At 50.4% G+C, this 18,341-nt stretch carries 16 protein-coding genes and 1 pseudogene; 16 read left to right on the forward strand and 1 reads right to left on the reverse strand.

The features are described from left to right. Positions 1-99 precede the first annotated feature (99 nt). The 10 genes and pseudogenes from CGZ75_RS22275 to CGZ75_RS25485 form a co-directional block, all read left to right on the forward strand. Positions 100-711 carry a 5-formyltetrahydrofolate cyclo-ligase gene (locus tag CGZ75_RS22275; protein ID WP_176444975.1) on the forward strand — a complete coding sequence of 204 codons (612 nt, stop codon included), beginning with the start codon at positions 100-102 and terminating at the stop codon, positions 709-711. A gap of 11 nt (positions 712-722) precedes the next feature. Next, entirely contained in the window at positions 723-1,220 is a 498-nt protein-coding gene (gene moaC, locus CGZ75_RS22280) for a cyclic pyranopterin monophosphate synthase MoaC (RefSeq protein WP_089526451.1), read from the forward strand. Positions 1,221-1,248: 28 nt separating this feature from the next. Continuing rightward, positions 1,249-1,743 (forward strand): MogA/MoaB family molybdenum cofactor biosynthesis protein, encoded by a 495-nt coding sequence (locus CGZ75_RS22285; protein ID WP_089526452.1) that lies wholly within the window; start codon positions 1,249-1,251, stop codon positions 1,741-1,743. Beyond that, positions 1,740-2,753 (forward strand): molybdopterin-binding protein, encoded by a 1,014-nt coding sequence (locus CGZ75_RS22290; RefSeq protein WP_089526453.1) that lies wholly within the window; start codon positions 1,740-1,742, stop codon positions 2,751-2,753. Before CGZ75_RS22285 ends, CGZ75_RS22290 begins: the two co-directional genes overlap by 4 nt. A gap of 64 nt (positions 2,754-2,817) precedes the next feature. Then, positions 2,818-3,075 (forward strand): twin-arginine translocase TatA/TatE family subunit, encoded by a 258-nt coding sequence (locus CGZ75_RS22295; protein WP_089526454.1) that lies wholly within the window; start codon positions 2,818-2,820, stop codon positions 3,073-3,075. Between the two features lie 53 nt (positions 3,076-3,128). Further along, a complete protein-coding gene (tatC, locus tag CGZ75_RS22300; RefSeq protein ID WP_176444976.1) occupies positions 3,129-3,947 on the forward strand; it encodes a twin-arginine translocase subunit TatC in 819 nt (272 codons plus the stop codon). Positions 3,948-4,229: 282 nt separating this feature from the next. Next, positions 4,230-4,490, forward strand: coding sequence for a hypothetical protein (locus CGZ75_RS22305; RefSeq protein ID WP_089526455.1), 261 nt, complete (start codon positions 4,230-4,232; stop codon positions 4,488-4,490). A gap of 217 nt (positions 4,491-4,707) precedes the next feature. Further along, positions 4,708-4,989 (forward strand): co-chaperone GroES, encoded by a 282-nt coding sequence (gene groES / locus CGZ75_RS22310; RefSeq protein WP_089526456.1) that lies wholly within the window; start codon positions 4,708-4,710, stop codon positions 4,987-4,989. 76 nt (positions 4,990-5,065) lie between these two features. Further along, the gene (groL, locus tag CGZ75_RS22315; RefSeq protein ID WP_089526457.1) at positions 5,066-6,694 is read left to right on the forward strand and encodes a chaperonin GroEL; all 1,629 of its coding nucleotides are present in this window, start codon (positions 5,066-5,068) and stop codon (positions 6,692-6,694) included. Between the two features lie 510 nt (positions 6,695-7,204). After that, positions 7,205-7,414 (forward strand): annotated as a pseudogene (locus CGZ75_RS25485) (cysteine synthase A); the annotation flags it as partial. A gap of 105 nt (positions 7,415-7,519) precedes the next feature. Here the strand turns inward: CGZ75_RS25485 and CGZ75_RS22325 are convergent. Then, on the reverse strand, positions 7,520-8,689 hold the full coding sequence (locus tag CGZ75_RS22325; RefSeq protein ID WP_089526558.1) for a glucose-1-phosphate adenylyltransferase: 1,170 nt from the start codon (positions 8,687-8,689) through the stop codon (positions 7,520-7,522). Positions 8,690-8,925: 236 nt separating this feature from the next. Between CGZ75_RS22325 and CGZ75_RS22330 the strand changes: the two genes are divergently transcribed. The 6 genes from CGZ75_RS22330 (at position 8,926) to CGZ75_RS22355 (ending at position 18,339) form a co-directional block, all read left to right on the forward strand. Next, positions 8,926-9,252, forward strand: coding sequence for a YflT domain-containing protein (locus CGZ75_RS22330; protein WP_089526459.1), 327 nt, complete (start codon positions 8,926-8,928; stop codon positions 9,250-9,252). A 316-nt stretch (positions 9,253-9,568) separates the two neighbouring features. Continuing rightward, a complete protein-coding gene (locus tag CGZ75_RS22335; RefSeq protein ID WP_089526460.1) occupies positions 9,569-10,615 on the forward strand; it encodes a CobW family GTP-binding protein in 1,047 nt (348 codons plus the stop codon). A 100-nt stretch (positions 10,616-10,715) separates the two neighbouring features. After that, positions 10,716-11,309: a hypothetical protein gene (locus CGZ75_RS22340; RefSeq protein WP_089526461.1), complete on the forward strand. Its 594-nt coding sequence runs from the start codon at positions 10,716-10,718 to the stop codon at positions 11,307-11,309. Between the two features lie 220 nt (positions 11,310-11,529). Beyond that, positions 11,530-15,234, forward strand: coding sequence for a response regulator (locus CGZ75_RS22345; RefSeq protein WP_089526462.1), 3,705 nt, complete (start codon positions 11,530-11,532; stop codon positions 15,232-15,234). Positions 15,235-15,238: 4 nt separating this feature from the next. Beyond that, positions 15,239-16,075, forward strand: coding sequence for a CheR family methyltransferase (locus tag CGZ75_RS22350; RefSeq protein WP_089526463.1), 837 nt, complete (start codon positions 15,239-15,241; stop codon positions 16,073-16,075). A gap of 26 nt (positions 16,076-16,101) precedes the next feature. After that, on the forward strand, positions 16,102-18,339 hold the full coding sequence (locus tag CGZ75_RS22355) for a response regulator (protein ID WP_089526464.1): 2,238 nt from the start codon (positions 16,102-16,104) through the stop codon (positions 18,337-18,339). The last annotated feature ends 2 nt before the right edge of the window (positions 18,340-18,341 follow it).

Consider the following 18,341-nt stretch of genomic DNA (forward strand, 5'->3'; position numbering starts at 1 on the left):
TGTAGAATACCTTAATCCGCAGCTATTATCGACCCTTATTGGCGAAACAAACCGCTCAGTGGTAAACTATAGACAATTATGGCAGGATTGGTGACACTTATGAGCGAATCAAGTCCAGCAGGCCAAAAGAAAATGCTGCGGCAAAGGTTGCTTGGGGAGAGAGACGCCATGCCTCCCGAGCTACGAAACCGCGCTTCATTAGAAGCTTGCCGCTATGCATCCCAGTGGATCACCGCCCAGGGCATCGACTGCCTGATGGCGTATGTCAGCTTCCGCTCGGAGCTGGACACCTCGCAACTTCTGATTCAATGCTGGTCCGAAGGACGGAAAGTGCTGCTACCGCGTGTGCGCAGGGAGGATGGTTCCATGGAGCTTTACTCGGTCCGTTCACGCGATGAGCTGGTCTCGGGAGCCTATGGCATTCTAGAACCTGACCCTGTGCTAGCGGAGCCGGCTGGGAGCTCCATGCCGCAGGCGGTTTTTGTGCCAGGTGCAGCCTTCGATCGCAGGGGCGGTCGACTTGGCTACGGTGGCGGTTATTATGACCGTTTCCGTGAGGCGTCAATGGTTCGTCCAGGAGATACACCACTTTGGATCGGCCTGGGCTTCAGCTCGCAGCTCGTCCCTGAAGTTCCGATGGAGCCCCATGATGCTGCGCTGGACGGGATGGTGACCGAGCTTGGCCTGAACTGGACGCAATCGCATGTTTAGGGGGAATCGGGATGACAGAGCGCAGACCAGCTACTGAGGATACACTCAGCCATTTTAATGAGCAGGGACGAGCTCGTATGGTTGATATTTCGGCTAAGGAAGCGTCGGCGCGTACCGCAGTCGCCCGCACAAAAATTGTGATGGCGGAAAGTACACTGCAGCGCATCAAGTCCGGTGGCATCGCCAAAGGTGATGTGCTCGCCGTTTCCCAGGTTGCGGGCATTATGGCGGCGAAAAATACATCGGCTTGGATTCCAATGTGTCATCCGTTGCCACTTACAGGAGTGGATATCTCCTTTGCCGACAATGGTAGGAACGAGCTTTACATAGAGGCTGCGGTTAAGACAAAGGGGCTGACTGGCGTCGAGATGGAGGCGCTCACAGCAGTTTCAGCGGCGGCTCTGACGGTATACGACATGTGCAAGGCCATGCAGAAGGATATGGTTATCGGGCCGACCGAGCTTGTATCCAAGACAGGCGGCAAAAATGGGGACTATAGCCGGACATAGCGGGGCACAGGGACGGGAGGAACGCGAGATGCGTTGGAAGGTAGCGATTCTCACAGCGAGTGACAAGGGCTCGAGAGGCGAGCGGGAGGATACGAGTGCTCAGGTGATCCGGGAACTCGTCGAGGAGGAGCTTGGAGGCAATATCGTCGATTATCGCATTGTGCCGGATGAGCAAGATGAGATCATGGCGGCTTTGATCGAAATGACGGATTATTATCAGGCCGATCTAGTGTTGACGACAGGCGGAACGGGGCTTGGACCCCGCGATATTACGCCAGAAGCTACGCTTAAGGTTATCGAGCGGCAGGTGCCTGGAATCTCTGAAATCATGCGCAGTGCTACGATGTCTCGTACTCGGCGTGCTATGCTCTCGCGCGGTGTCAGCGGGATTAGGGGCCGCACGCTCATTATTAACTTGCCTGGCAATCCCAAGGGCGTACACGAATGTTTGATGGCCGTCATCGACCAACTGCCTCATGCGCTCTCCATCGTGTCCGGGAGGGAAGGGGAGCATGGCGCATGACCATGCGTACCCAACTGAAGGAGGTCCCCGTGCAGGAGGCGCTTGGCATGAGGCTGGCGCATGATCTGACGCGGATCGTACCAGGAAGCTTCAAGGGCCGCTTGTTCACTAAAGGACATATCGTAGGCCAAGAGGATATTCCAGCGTTGCTGGATATCGGTAAAGCTCATATCTATGTGATGGAGCTTGCGGAGGGCGAACTGCATGAGGATGATGCTGCACTTCGCATGGCGGCTGCCCATAGAGGCGACAATGTAACTATGGGGCAGCCGCATGAGGGCAAGGTTGCGCTTAAGGCTTCTATACAGGGGCTTGCCAAAATCGACCCGTTGTATGTGGAAGAGGTTAATCGGCTCGGTGAGATTGCCTTGGCGACGATTCGGGGCGATCGGCTTGTGGAAGCGGGCGGCCAGCTGGCCGCTACCCGCGTCATCCCGCTCGTTGTATCGGAGGAGAAAGTGGTCCGTGTCGAGCAGATTGCCGCTCGGTTCAGAGAACGTTATGGTCGGGCACCGATTGAGGTGAAACCGCTTAAGCCGATGCGGGCCGGGTTGATTACAACCGGCAGCGAAGTTTTCAGCGGGCGCATCGAGGATCGCTTCGGGCCTGCGGTGCGGACCAAGCTGGAGTCACTGGGATCATCCGTCGCGGAGCAGGCGCTCGTGCCGGATGATCGAGGCGAGATCGTCCGCAAGATGCTTGAGTATAAGGCCAAGGAATATGATATGATACTGCTTACAGGAGGTATGTCCGTAGATCCTGACGATCGGACACCTGGCGCGATACATGCTGCGGGAACGGATATCGTCAGTTATGGGACGCCTATGCTTCCGGGTTCGATGCTTCTAGTCGGTTATCTGGACGGAACGCCTGTATTCGGACTTCCCGGCTGCGTCATGCATGATCCCTTTACTTCCTTTGATGTTCTGCTTCCTCGCGTACTTGCGGGGGAGACCATCCACAAGGAGGATATAACCGCTATGGGCTACGGCGGCCTGCACGGCTGCTGACTAAGCTCGCAGCGGATCAACAGAAGAATAGGCTCAGGCCGATTCTCGAGGAGGAAACAGATTTATGCTTGGTTCAATTGGTGCTACCGGATTTTTGCTGCTTGCCGTCATCGCGCTGCTGCTGTTCGGACCGAACAAGCTGCCTGAGCTCGGCCGAGCTTTTGGCCGTACCCTTAAGGAGTTCAAGGCCGGCGCCCGTGATCTGATGGACGATGATGATAATCAGAAGCGCGCAGACTCCGCTTCCCGGATCGAAGTGTCCGGCGACAATAACGCTCAGCCGGAAGCGAGCCGCGCTGAAGCTCGCCGGTTGCCGGAGTAATGAGCAGCCGGCCTGTCGGCATCTTGTACTTCGTCCTATAAGGAGGATCACGTATGGCCAGCCGCCCTGGGGATGGGGCATCCCGCCAGCACAAGCTGCTGAGCGAGGAGGGCCTCATGTCCCTCATAGAGCATTTGGGAGAGCTGCGCAAGCGGATTTTCATCGTATTGCTGGTACTGATCGCAGGCCTTGCGCTCGGTCTTTTTTTTGCCAAGCCGATGTATGAGTATTTAACCAACACGGAGCAGGCTAGAGAGATCGGGGGGTTCCACACCTTCTCGCTCTGGGACGGTATCGGTATTTACATGAAGTTCGCTTTTATCATCGCGCTTATTTTCGTCGTTCCTCTCGCTTTTTACCAGCTGTGGGCATTCGTGAAACCTGCCCTGCGTCCGCACGAGCAGAAGGCGGCTTTGCGTTATGTGCCTTACGCGCTGTTAATGCTGCTTCTCGGCATTTCGTTTTCCTATTTCATTGTGTTCCCGATGGCGTTCTCGTTCACGTCGGAAATCTCGCGAAGCCTCGGACTGGAAGAAACCTACGGAATCGTGCAGTATCTCACCTTCTTGGTGAATATCGTCGTTCCGATTTCCTTACTGTTTGAGATGCCGCTTCTGCTGATGTTTTTGACAGCTATTCGCATCCTTACGCCCGCGGGACTTCGCAAAATGAGGCGTGTCGCCTATTTTGTTATGGTGTGCATCGGTGTGACAGTCACTCCGCCGGATGTCGTCTCTGACATTCTGGTCGCGATTCCGCTCATACTGCTTTATGAGTTCGGTATCATTATGTGTGTGCGCATTCATCGCAAGCAGTTGCAAAGGGATGCTGAATTCGAACGTCAGTACGAGGCTGCGGCCTTGAGCGATTAATAGGATGAAGAGCCCCGCCGGCGTGCGGGGCTTTTCGTTTGATGTAGGTCAGTCAGCCCCTTTAGGCTGGCTTTTTTTATTTTCATAAAATCGACGAAATTGAGGTATCATAAAGCTTGAAGAAGCTCTTGTCAAGACAAGTAGAAGTCATTGTTCAAGGGATTTAGATGCATTCGTGACATAAATTTGTTCAAAATGTGAAAAAAGTTTGAACATATAATTCGGATTGTGGTATACTATAAGTATGAAACCACTTACAATATTGAACGGGATGTGACAAGCATGGCGAAAATGATGTCCGTAAAACCGGTACAACAAACGAAAAATGCAGTCGACCGTCTCTTCCAATTCATGAATATGATGGCCTGGGCTTGCTTGATTATCGGAGTTGTAACTTCTCTTTGGAATATTACTCATTTCAGTGATACGAACCTGACGCTTATGGTCGGAATGGGATTCCTGATTGGTAGCGTGTTTATTTACACCTCTGGTGCCGCCCTGCATCTTGTTTCTCAGAAATTGGAGCATATGGACGAAGATTGAGAAATCGTAAGGTCTAGTTCCAGGAAGCTGCAGCCCCGTCTGCAGCTTCTTTTTTTTGCCTCCAATGACTACAACTATTTAGATGAAGATATTCCAAACGTCTTGGCCCCTACTTGAAATTCGCTTCAAGTTTGAGTATGATGAAAAAGGTTATTAGCACTAACCAGTCACGAGTGCTAATAAAATGACAAATTTCGATTAAGGAGGCTATTTTTTCATGATCAGACCTTTGGGTGAACGTGTATTGATCGAACCGATCGCGAAAGAAGAAACAACTTCCAGCGGTATCGTTCTGCCAGATACGGCAAAAGAAAAGCCGCAGGAAGGCAAAGTGGTAGCGGTAGGTAGCGGAGCACTGAAGGACGGCGTACGCGTCGAGCTGGAAGTGAAAGTAGGCGACCGTGTTCTCTTCTCCAAATATGCGGGAACTGAGATCAAGTATGAAGGCAAAGAGTACTTGATTATGAAAGAAAGCGACATCCACGCGATCTTCGGCTAAGCTACAACAGCTTGCCAGTGCCTATACATCGGCTTTCATACTTAGACAAATAAACCATATCGGGAGGTAACGAACGATGGCTAAAGAAATCAGATTTAGCGAAGACGCGCGCCGCGGCATGCTGCGCGGTGTTGACGCGCTTGCCAATGCAGTTAAAGTAACGCTCGGACCAAAGGGCCGCAACGTGGTACTGGAGAAAAAATTCGGTAGCCCGCTCATCACTAATGACGGCGTGACCATCGCTAAGGAAATCGAGCTTGAAGACCCGTTCGAAAATGCCGGCGCACAGCTGGTTAAAGAAGTAGCAACAAAAACGAACGACGTAGCCGGCGACGGCACGACGACCGCTACGGTTCTGGCACAAGCGATCATCCGCGAAGGCCTCAAAAACGTAACGGCGGGTGCAAACCCGATCGTTCTTCGCAAAGGCATCGAGAAAGCTGTCCGCGCTGCTGTGGAAGAGCTGAAAAACATCTCCAAGCCAATCGAAGGCAAACATTCCATTGCTCAAGTTGCAGCTATTTCCTCCGGCGACGAAGAAGTAGGCCAACTGATTGCTGAAGCTATGGAAAAAGTCGGCAACGACGGCGTTATCACGGTTGAGGAGTCCAAAGGTTTCTACACGGAGCTTGAAGTGGTTGAAGGCATGCAGTTCGACCGCGGTTATGTATCTCCTTACATGATCACGGACACGGACAAAATGGAAGCTGTCCTCGACAGCCCATACATCCTGATCACGGACAAAAAAATCTCCAACATTCAGGAGATCCTGCCTGTTCTGGAGAAAGTTGTTCAATCGGGCAAACAGCTGCTGATCATCGCTGAAGACGTTGAAGGCGAAGCTCAAGCTACGCTGATCGTTAACCGTCTGCGCGGCACGTTCACTTGCGTAGCTGTCAAAGCTCCTGGCTTCGGCGACCGTCGTAAAGCTATGCTCGGCGACATCGCTGCTCTGACTGGCGGCCAAGTGATTACCGAAGAGCTCGGTCTGGACCTTAAGTCCACGACTATTGAGCAACTCGGCTCTGCGCGTCAAATCCGCGTAACTAAAGAAAACACGATTATCGTTGACGGCGCTGGCGACAAAACCGACATCGAAGTTCGTGTGAAGCAAATCCGCACGCAGCTGGAAGACACTACTTCCGACTTCGACCGCGAGAAGCTGCAAGAGCGCCTGGCTAAGCTGTCCGGCGGCGTAGCCGTTATCAAAGTCGGCGCTGCTACTGAAACGGAACTCAAAGAGCGCAAACTGCGCATTGAGGACGCCCTTAACTCCACGCGTGCTGCTGTGGAAGAAGGCATCGTTTCCGGCGGTGGTACGGCACTCGTGAACGTTTACGGTGCTGTAGCGGCTCTGAATGTAACCGGCGAAGAAAAAACCGGCGTGAACATCATCCTGCGTGCTCTGGAAGAGCCAGTTCGCACGATCGCGAATAACGCAGGTGTTGAAGGTTCCGTTATCGTTGAGCGCCTCAAAAAAGAAGCTATCGGCATCGGCTACAACGCTGCTACTGGCGACTGGGTTAACATGTTTGAAGCTGGAATCGTTGACCCTACCAAGGTTACTCGTTCCGCGCTGCAAAACGCTGCATCCGTTGCGGCAGTCGTTCTGACGACCGAAGCGGTTATTGTCGACAAACCTGAAAATGACAAACCAGGTATGCCTGATATGGGCGGCATGGGCGGAATGGGCGGCATGATGTAATTGCCGGGCCATAAAGCCTGATATAGCAAGGAAAACGGGACCTTTCGGGGTCCCGTTTTTACGTAAAAATTCACGAGACCGAATGAAAGCTAATCGCTGAAGATTGCTGCAAATTGCCCCAGATCGCAGCAGAATGCTTAATAAAGTAGTATACTGTTGAAAGAAGTTGTGTATAATAAAGGTAACAGGAATTAAAAAAGAGAGAGCGCGCCAACGCTCTCTCCCCGCACAAACTTGGATGGAAATCCTCCAGTAAATTGCCTTTTCAGAGAATAACCCGTTAACCAGGCGCTAACTTGGACGGGTTATTTTCGTTTTAAGTAGGTGAGCAGAGCGAGGAGAAACAATCCTAGCATGGTCACTTTCTGAAGCGAAAATGTCATAGGCATCACCTCCAAACTGGAGGCTAGCTTTTCCGTCCAAGTGTTGTGCTTGGTTAATTATAGCAACTCTTTCAGTCCTCGTATACTAGCGAGGTTTTTATTTTTCCAGAAAAGAGGAATCTGAACGATAGAGATGGACGAGTCGAGCGGCAGCGTCAAGGATCTGGCCGCCGCGAGCCTAATTGTCGAGGCGGAAAAATCGGCCGACTGCAGCCCGGAGGCACAATTATTGAGCCGACTAGCGGCAATACTGACAGAGGAGCTTGCTGCTATAATTCCAGGGAGCTTTATTCCCCAGCAGTTCGAGAATCCGGCCAATCCAGATGCGCATCGGGAAGCCCGGCGAATGGGTGCCGACCATTGAAAAGCCTGGCTCTCCACAAGGAGGCCAGGCTTTTGGTGTTTGCGCTATAGAAGTGGCAGGCGAAATATCTTTAAGAGCTTAAGATCCTGTCCGCACTTCTTCCAACGAGACGGCCGGACGAACGCGGCGCATTGGAGAGCGGCTGTAACGGAATTCTCCGGCTCCGAGCACGGTAAGTGTTTCGCCGTTGCCTTCAATGGTAGAGCCGTCCGCAACGTACGCGCCTTCCCCGACGATTGCGCGATGAATGTGGACATTACGTCCGATACGGGCGCCTGGCATGATAATGCTATCTGTTATGGTGCTGTTTTCTCCAACCTGAACGCTATGGAAGAGAATCGAACTTTCTACAGTACCTTGAATTCGGCATCCACGCTGCACGATGGAGTTGTTCACTTCACCGCACTCTTCAACGTAGATGGCTGGACTCATTGGCAGGGATGGCGTAAACAACGGCCACTCTGGACGGTTGAGGTCGATAACACCGTTCAGGAGATCCATATTAGCCTCCCATAAGCTATCCGGGTTGCCGACATCTTTCCAGTAGCCTTGGAAAGGAAAAGCGACTACGTTTTGCCCTAAGCCTAGCAATTGCGGAATAATGTCTTTGCCGAAATCATGCGATGAATGGGCGAGCTGAGCATCCTGCAGCAGAGCTGCTTTCAGATCTGCCCAGCGGAATATATATACCCCCATCGAAGCAAGATTGCTCTTTGGTTCAGCAGGTTTTTCAACGAATTCGGTCACTTGGTATCGTTCGTCAGTGTTCATGATGCCAAAGCGGGAAGCTTCGGCCCAAGGAACCTCTTTCACTGCGATCGTTGCAACAGAGCCGCGTTGTTTATGGAAGGTGAGCATTTCCGTATAGTCCATTTGATAAATATGATCGCCGGATACGATTAGAACATGCTCCGGGTTATGTTCATCGATGAAGTCAATATGTTGGTAGATGGCGTCGGCTGTACCGACATAACCATTCTTTTCGTCCTCGGAAGAGAGAAGGGCAATCTCAGCGTTGTCCCAAGCTTTTCCGTCTCCTATATGTTGTGTAATCGAATGTTTCATATATTGGCTGAGCACGCCGATTTTCGAAATTCCAGAATTGACGCAATTGCTCAGTGGAAAATCAATGATGCGATAGCGGCCACCGAAGTGAACGGCTGGTTTGGCGAGTCGATTGGTTAGTGGGGCAAGGCGTTTGCCTTCTCCTCCTGCAAGAAGCATTGCCAGACAGTTGTTGGAATGAATCATTATTGGTGTAACCTCCATTTTTTCGCTCGGAATGTCGGAATATCGTGTCTATAAATAACTAAACGGCTGGACAAGCTTTGAAACCGAGGGTGAAAAGAGCAGGCTTACCTGCCGAGCGTTTCAAGGATGAATGATCGGGTTGAGGAATCTTCAAAACGGCAAGGCTTGTTTCAGGAGCGCGAAGACAAGGGTAGAGTTAGGTATGCTACGAACACAAACTGGAGGGATGAACAATGAAACCGAGTATTCAAGTTTTGGAAAATGGTACTGACGCTATGTCTGCAGTTAGGGAGCTCAGCCGTCGCGGATACAATAAAGATGAAATCTTTGTGCTAGCGCATGACAAGGACCAAACGGATCGGCTCGCGGAAAACTCGGAGGCCAATAAGATTGGGATGTCCGAAGAGGGTATGTTCGATTCCATGGCTAATATGTTCCGATCGAGGGGCGACGAGCTGCGCTCGAAGCTGGAATCCGTCGGCTTAACAAACCTTGAAGCGGAACGTTATGAGGAAGTTCTCGACCAAGGCAAAATTCTTGTTATTGCAAAAACTCGTTGACCCATTTCATTTAAAGTTCCCGGAGCGTCCTCCCAGGATGCCTCCGGGAATTTTTTTGTGGCGGCTGCCTCTCTTAGTTAAAGTCAAATCCATCGCTAACGCTCCTCTCTATGCCGATTATGGAATCAAAGTTATTCTTATGTCGGTTGTCCCCTCCCTTATGAAGAATAGTTCCCTATCGAGGATATATTTCCCTTTTTCTGTTAGTACTTTTTTAAGGGGCTGGTTCTTCAGGTATACGGAAGCTTCGTCTAAAGGTATACTTGACGGTGCATCATTCCAACAACGCCGCTTGAAGGTACAGGAGGAAATTAATATGGTTCGGAGAAAAGCCGGGCATTCTATTCCAGTCGTTGTACTGGGAGGCTTTTTGGGGAGCGGTAAAACAACGCTTCTGGCAAGTCTGCTAACCTTTTATAAGAAAAATGGAATAAAACCAGCGGTCATTATGAACGAGCTCGGAGATGTCGGGCTGGATGAAATACCATCCCAATTGGACGTACCGGTAAGAGAGCTGCTCAGTGGTTGTATCTGCTGTACGATGAAGGCGGATCTGGCCGGGGAGCTAATGATGCTTACTAACCAGCAGCCCGATGTAATTCTGGTGGAAGCGACTGGTGCGGCCAATCCGCTGGAGCTGATCGAGAATGTCATGGAAGCATCTATGCTTAGCCCGGTTCATCTTGGGGCAGCCATTACGGTTGTTGACGGTGCCGGGTTGTTGCAGCTGCGAAAAGGAAGTCGGCGCACGTATCGTTTGCTTGAAGACGGCATTCGCTGCGCTACGCATCTAGTGCTGAACAAACGTGATCGGCTTTATCCCGAGGAAATGGTGGAGCTGCAGCAGCTTTTGCGAGAGCTCAATCCCCACGCCTCGCTGATCAGCACGGAACGATCCTCAGTGGAGGATAGCTGGATCAGCAGCCTAACCAGCGGCAGTGGTAAAGCGGTGACTCCGGAGGAAGTAAGCGCACAGAACCGTATCATGCCAGACCAGGCCTGCGATTGCGGTTTGGATCATAGTCATGATGAGCACCATGAGCACAAGCATGAGCATCATGAACATCATGAACATCATGAACATCTGATGGCAGTCTCTTATTACCCGGATCAACCGTTTGATAGCGACTTGTTCGAGCAGATGCTTCGTTCTTTGCCAGATCATATTTACCGTGTCAAAGGACTCGTTACCTTTTCGGATACGTCCAGCCGATACCAGATTCAATACGCATTCAAGGAAACGGATTTTATGCCGGTGATGCCCGCTCCCGAAGTGCCGGATGTGCTGATTTTTATCGGAGAGCATTTCTCTCGTGAGGAGCTGTTGCGGTCCTTGGCGGGGCTGGGCGGAAACCTGAATTAAGTTTATTCTCCTTACTCTCCTTTTTTGTTTCGTAACCGGGTGCAAGTGGTAATTGAGGACATAGAAGAGCCTCATGATCGGACAAAAAGGAGGAAGGCGTATGAAAAAGGTTATTGGACTGGCTGTTGCTGCTTGTTTGCTCATGGTTGTTGTAATGATTGGTATTCTGCACCCGGCATATGCTCCGTCACCTGCCCTTGTCCTGGGCAATGAGGAAATCCAAGGGGCTGCCGTCCAGCCAGTGCCTTTTGCAGAAATCGCCTATATAGATGAAGCTCCTCCTGCTGAAGCTGCTGGAAATCCAGTTGCGATGGATTTCAGCAAAGTTAATGGCGTAAGCCTCGATGATGGCAAAGAGCAGGTCGTTACGAATATCGGCATTCCCGATTCATCCAGCAAGGATGAGTTATTTGAAGAACAGACGGTATGGAGCTACGCTGATATGAAGGTAGGCTTCATTGAAAATAAGGTTGATTATGTGAGCATTCCTAAGGATGCTAAAGTGGTTGAGCTCCATGGAACGAAGCTACCGATTACGGTTGAGGGCTGGACCGAGAAATTTGGCGAGCCGATGTTTAAAGCTGAGGATGGAGTCGGGTATGTCGATCCGCGCGGCTTTGCAGCCAAGCTTTTCTTCAAGGAAGGAACGAATCAGGTCGTCTCCGTCGATTTCTTCTGGGCTGATCAGCAATGAGTGTTAACCTTTTTTCCGGCAACCTGTTTCATGGTTCAATTGAAAGGTTAATCAAACGGAGAAGTATATAAGTCGGTCGCAGCCCTAAGGGGCGGCGGCCACTTCGTGCGTGTGCGGAATCTGCAACCCATATATTGAGCAGTGCAATAGGGTGACTCTGCTGACCGTCCTATGTACAATAATAGAGATACCATCATAGAGGGGATACGTGAAGGGCTCCATGAAAATACGGACAAAAGTTCAAATCGGCTTTGCCTTGCTTCTAGCTATCATCATTTTCCTTAGCGTTGCAGGTATACGAAACCTTTTTAATATGAGCGATCAGCTCAATGCCATCTATGAAGACAGGTATACAAAGGTTTCCTTAGCAACGGATATGAGGGGAAATACAAATAATGTAGCCAAATTTATGGTCAATGTCCTGACGGTGCCAACTGCGGCAACGGTCGAAAAGAACCGGGAAAATATCAATAAAAACCGACAATCGGTACTTGATGGGATACGGGATCTTGAAGCTATTTCCGTGAGTGATGCGGAAGTACAGTTGGTGAATGAGATTAACAACGATGCTGCAGCCTTCTTCGCTTATGTCGATCAAGCGCTCGTTCTCGTCAGCTCGGGCAAGGGCAGTGAGGCGGTTGCACTACGCGAGGCTGAAGGGCTCGGTTATCAGGAGGCTCTTGTCAGCAAGACGGATCAGCTATCCACTTATCATAAGCGAGCGTTGACCCAACTCGTTGATCAGACCCGTGCAGACAATGAGGCAACAACAAATATTATGATCGCTCTCACACTTGCCGGCGTTCTTGCGGGTGCTATTATTATGGCCTGGAACACAAAGGGGTTGAACTATGGCTTCCGTGGGTTATCCCAGATGATCGCGGGTTTTGCTCAAGGCTCGTCGACGACGGAATCAAGGCGGATGGCAGACGCCCAGGAAGGCGAGTTCAAGGAAATTGTAGATGCTTTTTTGGAACTGGCGGATGATCTGGACGAAAAAACGCAAGCTGAGCAAGTTTATAACCTGAATATGCAGGAACAAACCTGGCTTAAAACCAATTTGGCCAACGTTACGGTTGAAGCCCAGGGCATCATAGACCTGGACGGACTAGCTATCAAGCTTGCCGAATCGATCGCTCCACTTACTGGCGCTACTTATGCAGCGCTCTATATTAGGGATCATATGGGCGATGGGCGTACATTGACCCTGCGAGGCACTTACGCTGGCATGGAAGAAACGCGCATGCGCTCCGTCATTCGGTTGAGCGAAGGTTTGGCGGGTCAAGCCGCGGCGGATGGTCACCCACTGCATCTGACGGAGGTGCCGAATGATTATTTGCAGGTATCCTCGGGCATTGGAGAAGCTTCTGTAAGCGAGTTGTATATTCTCCCCCTCCATTATCAGAACAAGGTTGTCGGGGTGCTTGAGCTTGGCACGCTGCAAAAGTTCACGGATATTCATAAGGAATTGCTCCAGCAAGTTGGCGAGTCCGCGGGCATGGTGCTGCATAACCTCTTCGGCCGAATGCGCATCGAAGAGCTGTTGCGCGAGTCCCAGACGATGAGCGAGGAGTTGCAGTCCCAGTCCGAGGAGCTGATCAGCCAGCAGGAAGAGCTTCGCAGCTCCAACGAACGGCTGGAGGAGCAGACCCGTGCGCTCAAGTCTTCCGAGGAGATGTTGCAGTCCCAACAGGAGGAATTGGAACAGACCAACGAGGAGCTATTGCAGAAGACGCATATGCTGGAACTGCAGATGAAAGAGACTCAAAAACGCAGCCAGCAAATCGAACAGACGCGAGACGCGCTGGAGAAACAGGCCGTCCAGCTTGGTCTTGCTTCCAAGTACAAGTCAGAGTTTTTGGCGAATATGTCTCATGAGCTGAGGACGCCGCTCAACAGCTTGCTTATTCTGTCCCAAATGCTTTCCGACAATAAGGAAGGTAATCTAACCAAGAAGCAGGTTGAGTTCTCCACAACGATCCATACGTCTGGCTCAGATCTGCTCAAGCTGATTGATGAGATTCTGGATCTGTCCAAGATCGGCGCGGGCAAAATGGATGTCGTGACCGAGCATGTTCCACTGCGCGATCTGGAACAATATGCACAGCGCAGCTTCCAGCCGCTCAGCATGCAGAAGAGCCTCAGCTTCGAAACGAAAGTGGATGAGGATGTCCCATCGGAGTTGTTCACGGACAGTCATCGCGTCAAACAAATTTTGCAAAATCTGCTGTCCAATGCATTCAAGTTTACTACTCAAGGATCTGTGAATCTTCATATTCGTAAAGCTTCAGAGGCAGAGGTCCCTGAGAATGCAGAAGGAGAATGGATCTCGTTCGAGGTCCGTGATACGGGCATCGGCATTCCTGATGATAAACAGGCCATTATTTTTGAGGCTTTCCAGCAAGTAGATGGCACGACCAGTCGTAAATATGGTGGCACTGGTCTTGGCTTAGCTATTAGCCGTGATTTGGCGAAGCTGCTTGGCGGCAATGTGTGGCTGAGAAGCAAGGTGGGCGAGGGAAGCTCGTTTGTCCTCACTCTTCCGGAATTCCATATTTTGAAGGGAACTACGGAGTCGACTGAGTTCGACGCTAAAAATGGATTCAGCAGTATGAACGAGGCTGCAGCGGCATTATCCCAGAACCAGCAGTCTGCAGCTGTTACCTATGCTGAAGCTTTGCGCAAGCCAACAACGGAAACGGGTTATCCATTTTTCGATGTAGAGGATGATATCAAAAATCTTGAAGAGGGCGACAAAGTTGTGCTTATTATCGAGGATGATGTGGCCTTTGCCAAGGTTTTGATTGATATAGCGCGTGCTCGCGGCTTTAAAGCGATTGTGGCCGGTCAAGGTGATAAAGGTTTATCCTATGCCCGCACCTACATGCCAGACGCAATTTTACTGGATATACAGCTTCCAGTGATGGACGGATGGTCAGTGCTTCATTATCTCAAAAATGATTCCAATACCCGTCACATCCCGGTGCATTTGATTTCGGTTATTGACGAGATCCAGCAGGGGCTGTCGCTCGGCGCGATTGCTTACCTCAAAAAACCGGTTTCCAAGGAGCATTTGGACAATCTCTTCTCGCAGATCGGAGTGTTCCTGGAACGCAATCTTAAACGGCTGCTGATCGTAGAGGATGACGAGGCGCAAAGGCTGGCGATTGAGGAGCTGATCGGTCATGATGACTTGGTCATTACCGGCGTATCTTCAGGTAAGGAAGCGCTGCGCGAGTTGTCTGAGCATCACTATGACTGCATGGTGCTTGATCTTGGCCTTCCGGACATCACCGGGTTTGACTTGCTGGATCAGATCCGCCGCAATGAAGAGCTTCATGATCTGCCGATTATTATTTATACCGGACGTGAGCTTGAAAAGCGTGAGGAAATGATGCTCAAGAAGTACGCTGAGACGATCATCGTCAAGGATGTCAAATCTCCGGAGAGACTGCTCGACGAGACAACGCTGTTCCTTCACCGGGTGGAAGCCGACCTGCCTGAGGACAAACGAAATGTGCTGCGTAAGCTGCACAGTGTCGAGACGATTTTTGAGAACCGTAATGTCCTGATCGTAGATGACGATATTCGCAACGTGTTTGCCCTGTCCAATGTACTTGAAGGATACAAGATGAACATTATATATGCCGAGAATGGCCGCGAAGCCATTGAGCAGATCGAGAAAAATCCGGATCTTGATCTGGTGCTGATGGATATTATGATGCCCGAGATGGATGGCTTTGAAGCGATGCGGTTAATCCGGGGAGATACCCGATATGATAAACTACCGATTATAGCGGTAACTGCCAAAGCTATGAAAGGTGATCGAGATAAATGCATTGAGGCAGGTGCCAGCGACTATATCGCCAAGCCGGTGAATGTCGACCAACTGCTTTCATTAATGAGGGTGTGGTTGTATAAATAGCAATATGCTTCAAACGAGCGAGGCTGACGAGAGGGAAAAAGTTGAAATCGAGCTCCTGCTTGAGGCGATGTATCGATTGTATGGTTATGATTTTCGCAACTATGCGTATGCTTCAATACGTCGGCGCATCTGGCATCGCGTGCATGCAGAGCGACTTGGAACGGTAACGGCGCTTGCGGACAAGATGATTCATGATCGAAGCTGCATGGAAAGGTTGCTGTCGGATCTTACTATCCATGTGACGGAGATGTTCCGCGATCCAGAAGTGTTCCGTTCCTTCCGCCAGAATGTCGTTCCGTTGCTGAAAACTTTTCCATTCATCCGAATCTGGCATGCCGGCTGCGCTACAGGAGAAGAGGTCTACTCCATGGCTATCTTGCTTCATGAAGAGGGACTGCTGGAGCGCACGCGCATCTACGCAACCGATATGAGTGCAACTGTACTGGATGTGGCGAGACAAGGCGTTTTCCCAATTGAGCGGATGCAGCAGTATACACGCAACTATCAAGAGGGCGGCGGAACAGAATCTTTTTCGGATTATTATATGGCTCGGTACGAGTCAGTTATTTTTCAAAGCTTCCTAAAGAAAAATATCGTGTTCGCCCAGCATAACCTAGTAACAGACGGATCGTTCAACGAATTCCATGTTATCCTGTGCCGGAACGTCATGATCTACTTCAATAAGGATCTGCAGAACCATGTGCATGGGTTGCTGTACGATAGTCTCAGCAATTTTGGCGTGTTGATGCTCGGTACGAAAGAATCGATCAACTTTACTCGGCATTCCAGTCAGTTCGATGAGCTTGATCTCGTTAATCGAATTTATAGGAAAGTCAAATAGCCGATAAACGGAGAGGAGGGAAAACTATGATCTCTTACGACGGACCGATCAATATTTTGCTCGTGGATGATTATCCGGAAAACCTCCTGGCCATTGAGGCGGTTTTGGCTGATTTGAATTACAATCTGGTCAAATGCCTTTCTGGTGAAGAGGCTTTAAGGGCTCTCCTCAAGGATGATTTTGCTGTTATTGTAATGGATGTTCAGATGCCGGGAATGGATGGCTTTGAGACGGCTCGCATGATCAAGTCGCGTGAAAAAACGAAAGAGATTCCGATTATCTTCGTTTCGGCGACCAGTAAAGAATCACAGCATCTGTTCACAGGTTACGCAGTTGGTGCCATCGATTACATGCTCAAGCCATTCGTTCCGCAGATTTTCCGTTCCAAAATCGAAGGTTTTGTTGGCATGTTCATCAACAACAAAAAGCTTCAGCTCCAGAAGGTGCTTCTTCAACAGCAGACGCAAGAGCTTGAGCGCATGAACAAGGAGCTTATGCGCACCGCTTATCAGCTTACCAAGGCTGAAGCGATCAAGAGCGTCATTAGCAGTACCTCAATGGATACAATGATCACCTTCGATGAGAATGGCATTATTCTTACCGTCAATCCTTCGGTGTTTCAGATGTTCAATTATGAGGAGAGGGAGGTCATCGGCAAGCATATCCATGATCTCATGCCGGACTTGTGCTTGAAGAGGCTAGAGGGCATGACAGAACAGACGGCCGAGGGCTTAGCCTCTGGACGTTTGATCGAAGTGATGCCACTGCGAAATGATGGCAGCCGGTTCCATGCCGAGATCAAAGTGGGCAGCACTCATGTTGATGATGAGCTCATATATGCCTGTACCGTCAGTGATATCACAGATCGTAAAAAGACGGAACGCGAGCTGCTCGCTGCAAAGGAAGCTGCCGAAATCGCCGATCGGGCCAAAACCGAGTTCCTCGCTATGGTCAGTCATGAAATCCGCACCCCGATGAATGGCATTCTCGGCATGACCAGTTTGCTTACAGAAACGGATCTGAATGAGGAGCAGCGTGATTTCACGGAGATCATTCTCAAAAGCGGAGATTCCCTGCTTGGCGTCATTAACGATATTTTGGACTATGCCAAAATTGAGGCCGGCAAACTTGAACTGGAGAGAATTCCTTTTTCACTCAAAAGCTGCCTGGATGATTCCTTGGATTTGTTCATCGCTAAAGCGAGAGAAAATAATCTTGATCTTGTTTGCACCATCGAGGAAGGTATTCCGGAATACCTCTACGGAGATGTCACTAAGCTTCGTCAGATTTTGATGAACCTAGTGAGCAATGCGATCAAGTTTACTCCTGAGGGCCGGATTGAAGTCTCGACACGCCTGAGCAGCCAAAAGTTCACCAGAAAGTCGGGACGGGAAATACCGGTGGAATTCGAAGTTCGTGATACAGGCGTCGGAATTCCTGAGGAGAAGCGGGCCCAGCTGTTCCAACCCTTTTCCCAACTGGACTCCTCGATGACTCGCAAATATGGTGGAACCGGCCTGGGGCTGGCGATCTGCAAAAACTTGGTGGAACTTATGGATGGAACGATTGCCTGCCAGCCTAACCTCCCTACAGGTGCGATGTTCACCTTTACGATCCTTCTGGAGCGGGTTGAAGAGCAGTTGACCTACGACGCCGAAGGCTTCCCAGCAGCTTCGCAGCCAGAGCCATTTCCGCGTTGGGAGGCTTCCCAGCCTTTCTCGTTCTCAGCTATGCTGAACGATTCTCTCGCGGAGATTAGCGCTGCCTCGCTGCCACCAGCCTTTATGGATACGGTTGGACTGCCAAGGGAGCGGCTGTCTTTCTCAACTACGGTTCATGAGAGAGGATCTGCTCACAGTGTGCCTCGCCAACCGAGGGTGCTTGTCGCCGAGGACAACGATGTCAATCAGAAGCTGATTCTTAAGCTGTTATACCGATTAGGAGTATCAGCGGATGTGGCTGAAAATGGGGAACTTGCAGTCAAAATGGCTCTCAGTCAGGACTATGACCTTATTTTCATGGATATGAAGATGCCGATTATGGATGGCCTCGAAGCGACTCGCCTCATAACGGGTCAGGGGGACGCCCGATATCCAATTATCATTGCAATGACGGCCAATGTGCTGCCAGGTGACAAACAAAAATGCCTTGAGGCCGGTATGACGGATTACATTAGCAAGCCTATTCGACCGGATATTTTAGAGCGGATGTTAAACCGCTACCTCATTACGGATTTTTCCACAGAGAAGCAGTCCACACATTAGAG

The organism is Paenibacillus herberti, assembly GCF_002233675.1.
Classification (GTDB): Bacteria; Bacillota; Bacilli; order Paenibacillales; family Paenibacillaceae; genus Paenibacillus_O; species Paenibacillus_O herberti.

What these genes read in the sequence shown, in the direction of transcription:
- CGZ75_RS22290 (WP_089526453.1), top strand. Translation starts at nt 1,740, where the DNA reads ATGACCATGCGTACCCAACTGAAGGAGGTCCCCGTGCAGGAGGCGCTT.
- CGZ75_RS22295 (WP_089526454.1), top strand. Translation starts at nt 2,818, where the DNA reads ATGCTTGGTTCAATTGGTGCTACCGGATTTTTGCTGCTTGCCGTCATC.
- tatC (WP_176444976.1), top strand. Translation starts at nt 3,129, where the DNA reads ATGGCCAGCCGCCCTGGGGATGGGGCATCCCGCCAGCACAAGCTGCTG.
- CGZ75_RS22335 (WP_089526460.1), top strand. Translation starts at nt 9,569, where the DNA reads ATGGTTCGGAGAAAAGCCGGGCATTCTATTCCAGTCGTTGTACTGGGA.
- groL (WP_089526457.1), top strand. Translation starts at nt 5,066, where the DNA reads ATGGCTAAAGAAATCAGATTTAGCGAAGACGCGCGCCGCGGCATGCTG.
- groES (WP_089526456.1), top strand. Translation starts at nt 4,708, where the DNA reads ATGATCAGACCTTTGGGTGAACGTGTATTGATCGAACCGATCGCGAAA.
- CGZ75_RS22330 (WP_089526459.1), top strand. Translation starts at nt 8,926, where the DNA reads ATGAAACCGAGTATTCAAGTTTTGGAAAATGGTACTGACGCTATGTCT.
- CGZ75_RS22340 (WP_089526461.1), top strand. Translation starts at nt 10,716, where the DNA reads ATGAAAAAGGTTATTGGACTGGCTGTTGCTGCTTGTTTGCTCATGGTT.
- CGZ75_RS22355 (WP_089526464.1), top strand. Translation starts at nt 16,102, where the DNA reads ATGATCTCTTACGACGGACCGATCAATATTTTGCTCGTGGATGATTAT.
- CGZ75_RS22285 (WP_089526452.1), top strand. Translation starts at nt 1,249, where the DNA reads ATGCGTTGGAAGGTAGCGATTCTCACAGCGAGTGACAAGGGCTCGAGA.
- CGZ75_RS22305 (WP_089526455.1), top strand. Translation starts at nt 4,230, where the DNA reads ATGGCGAAAATGATGTCCGTAAAACCGGTACAACAAACGAAAAATGCA.
- CGZ75_RS22345 (WP_089526462.1), top strand. Translation starts at nt 11,530, where the DNA reads ATGAAAATACGGACAAAAGTTCAAATCGGCTTTGCCTTGCTTCTAGCT.
- moaC (WP_089526451.1), top strand. Translation starts at nt 723, where the DNA reads ATGACAGAGCGCAGACCAGCTACTGAGGATACACTCAGCCATTTTAAT.
- CGZ75_RS22275 (WP_176444975.1), top strand. Translation starts at nt 100, where the DNA reads ATGAGCGAATCAAGTCCAGCAGGCCAAAAGAAAATGCTGCGGCAAAGG.
- CGZ75_RS22350 (WP_089526463.1), top strand. Translation starts at nt 15,239, where the DNA reads ATGCTTCAAACGAGCGAGGCTGACGAGAGGGAAAAAGTTGAAATCGAG.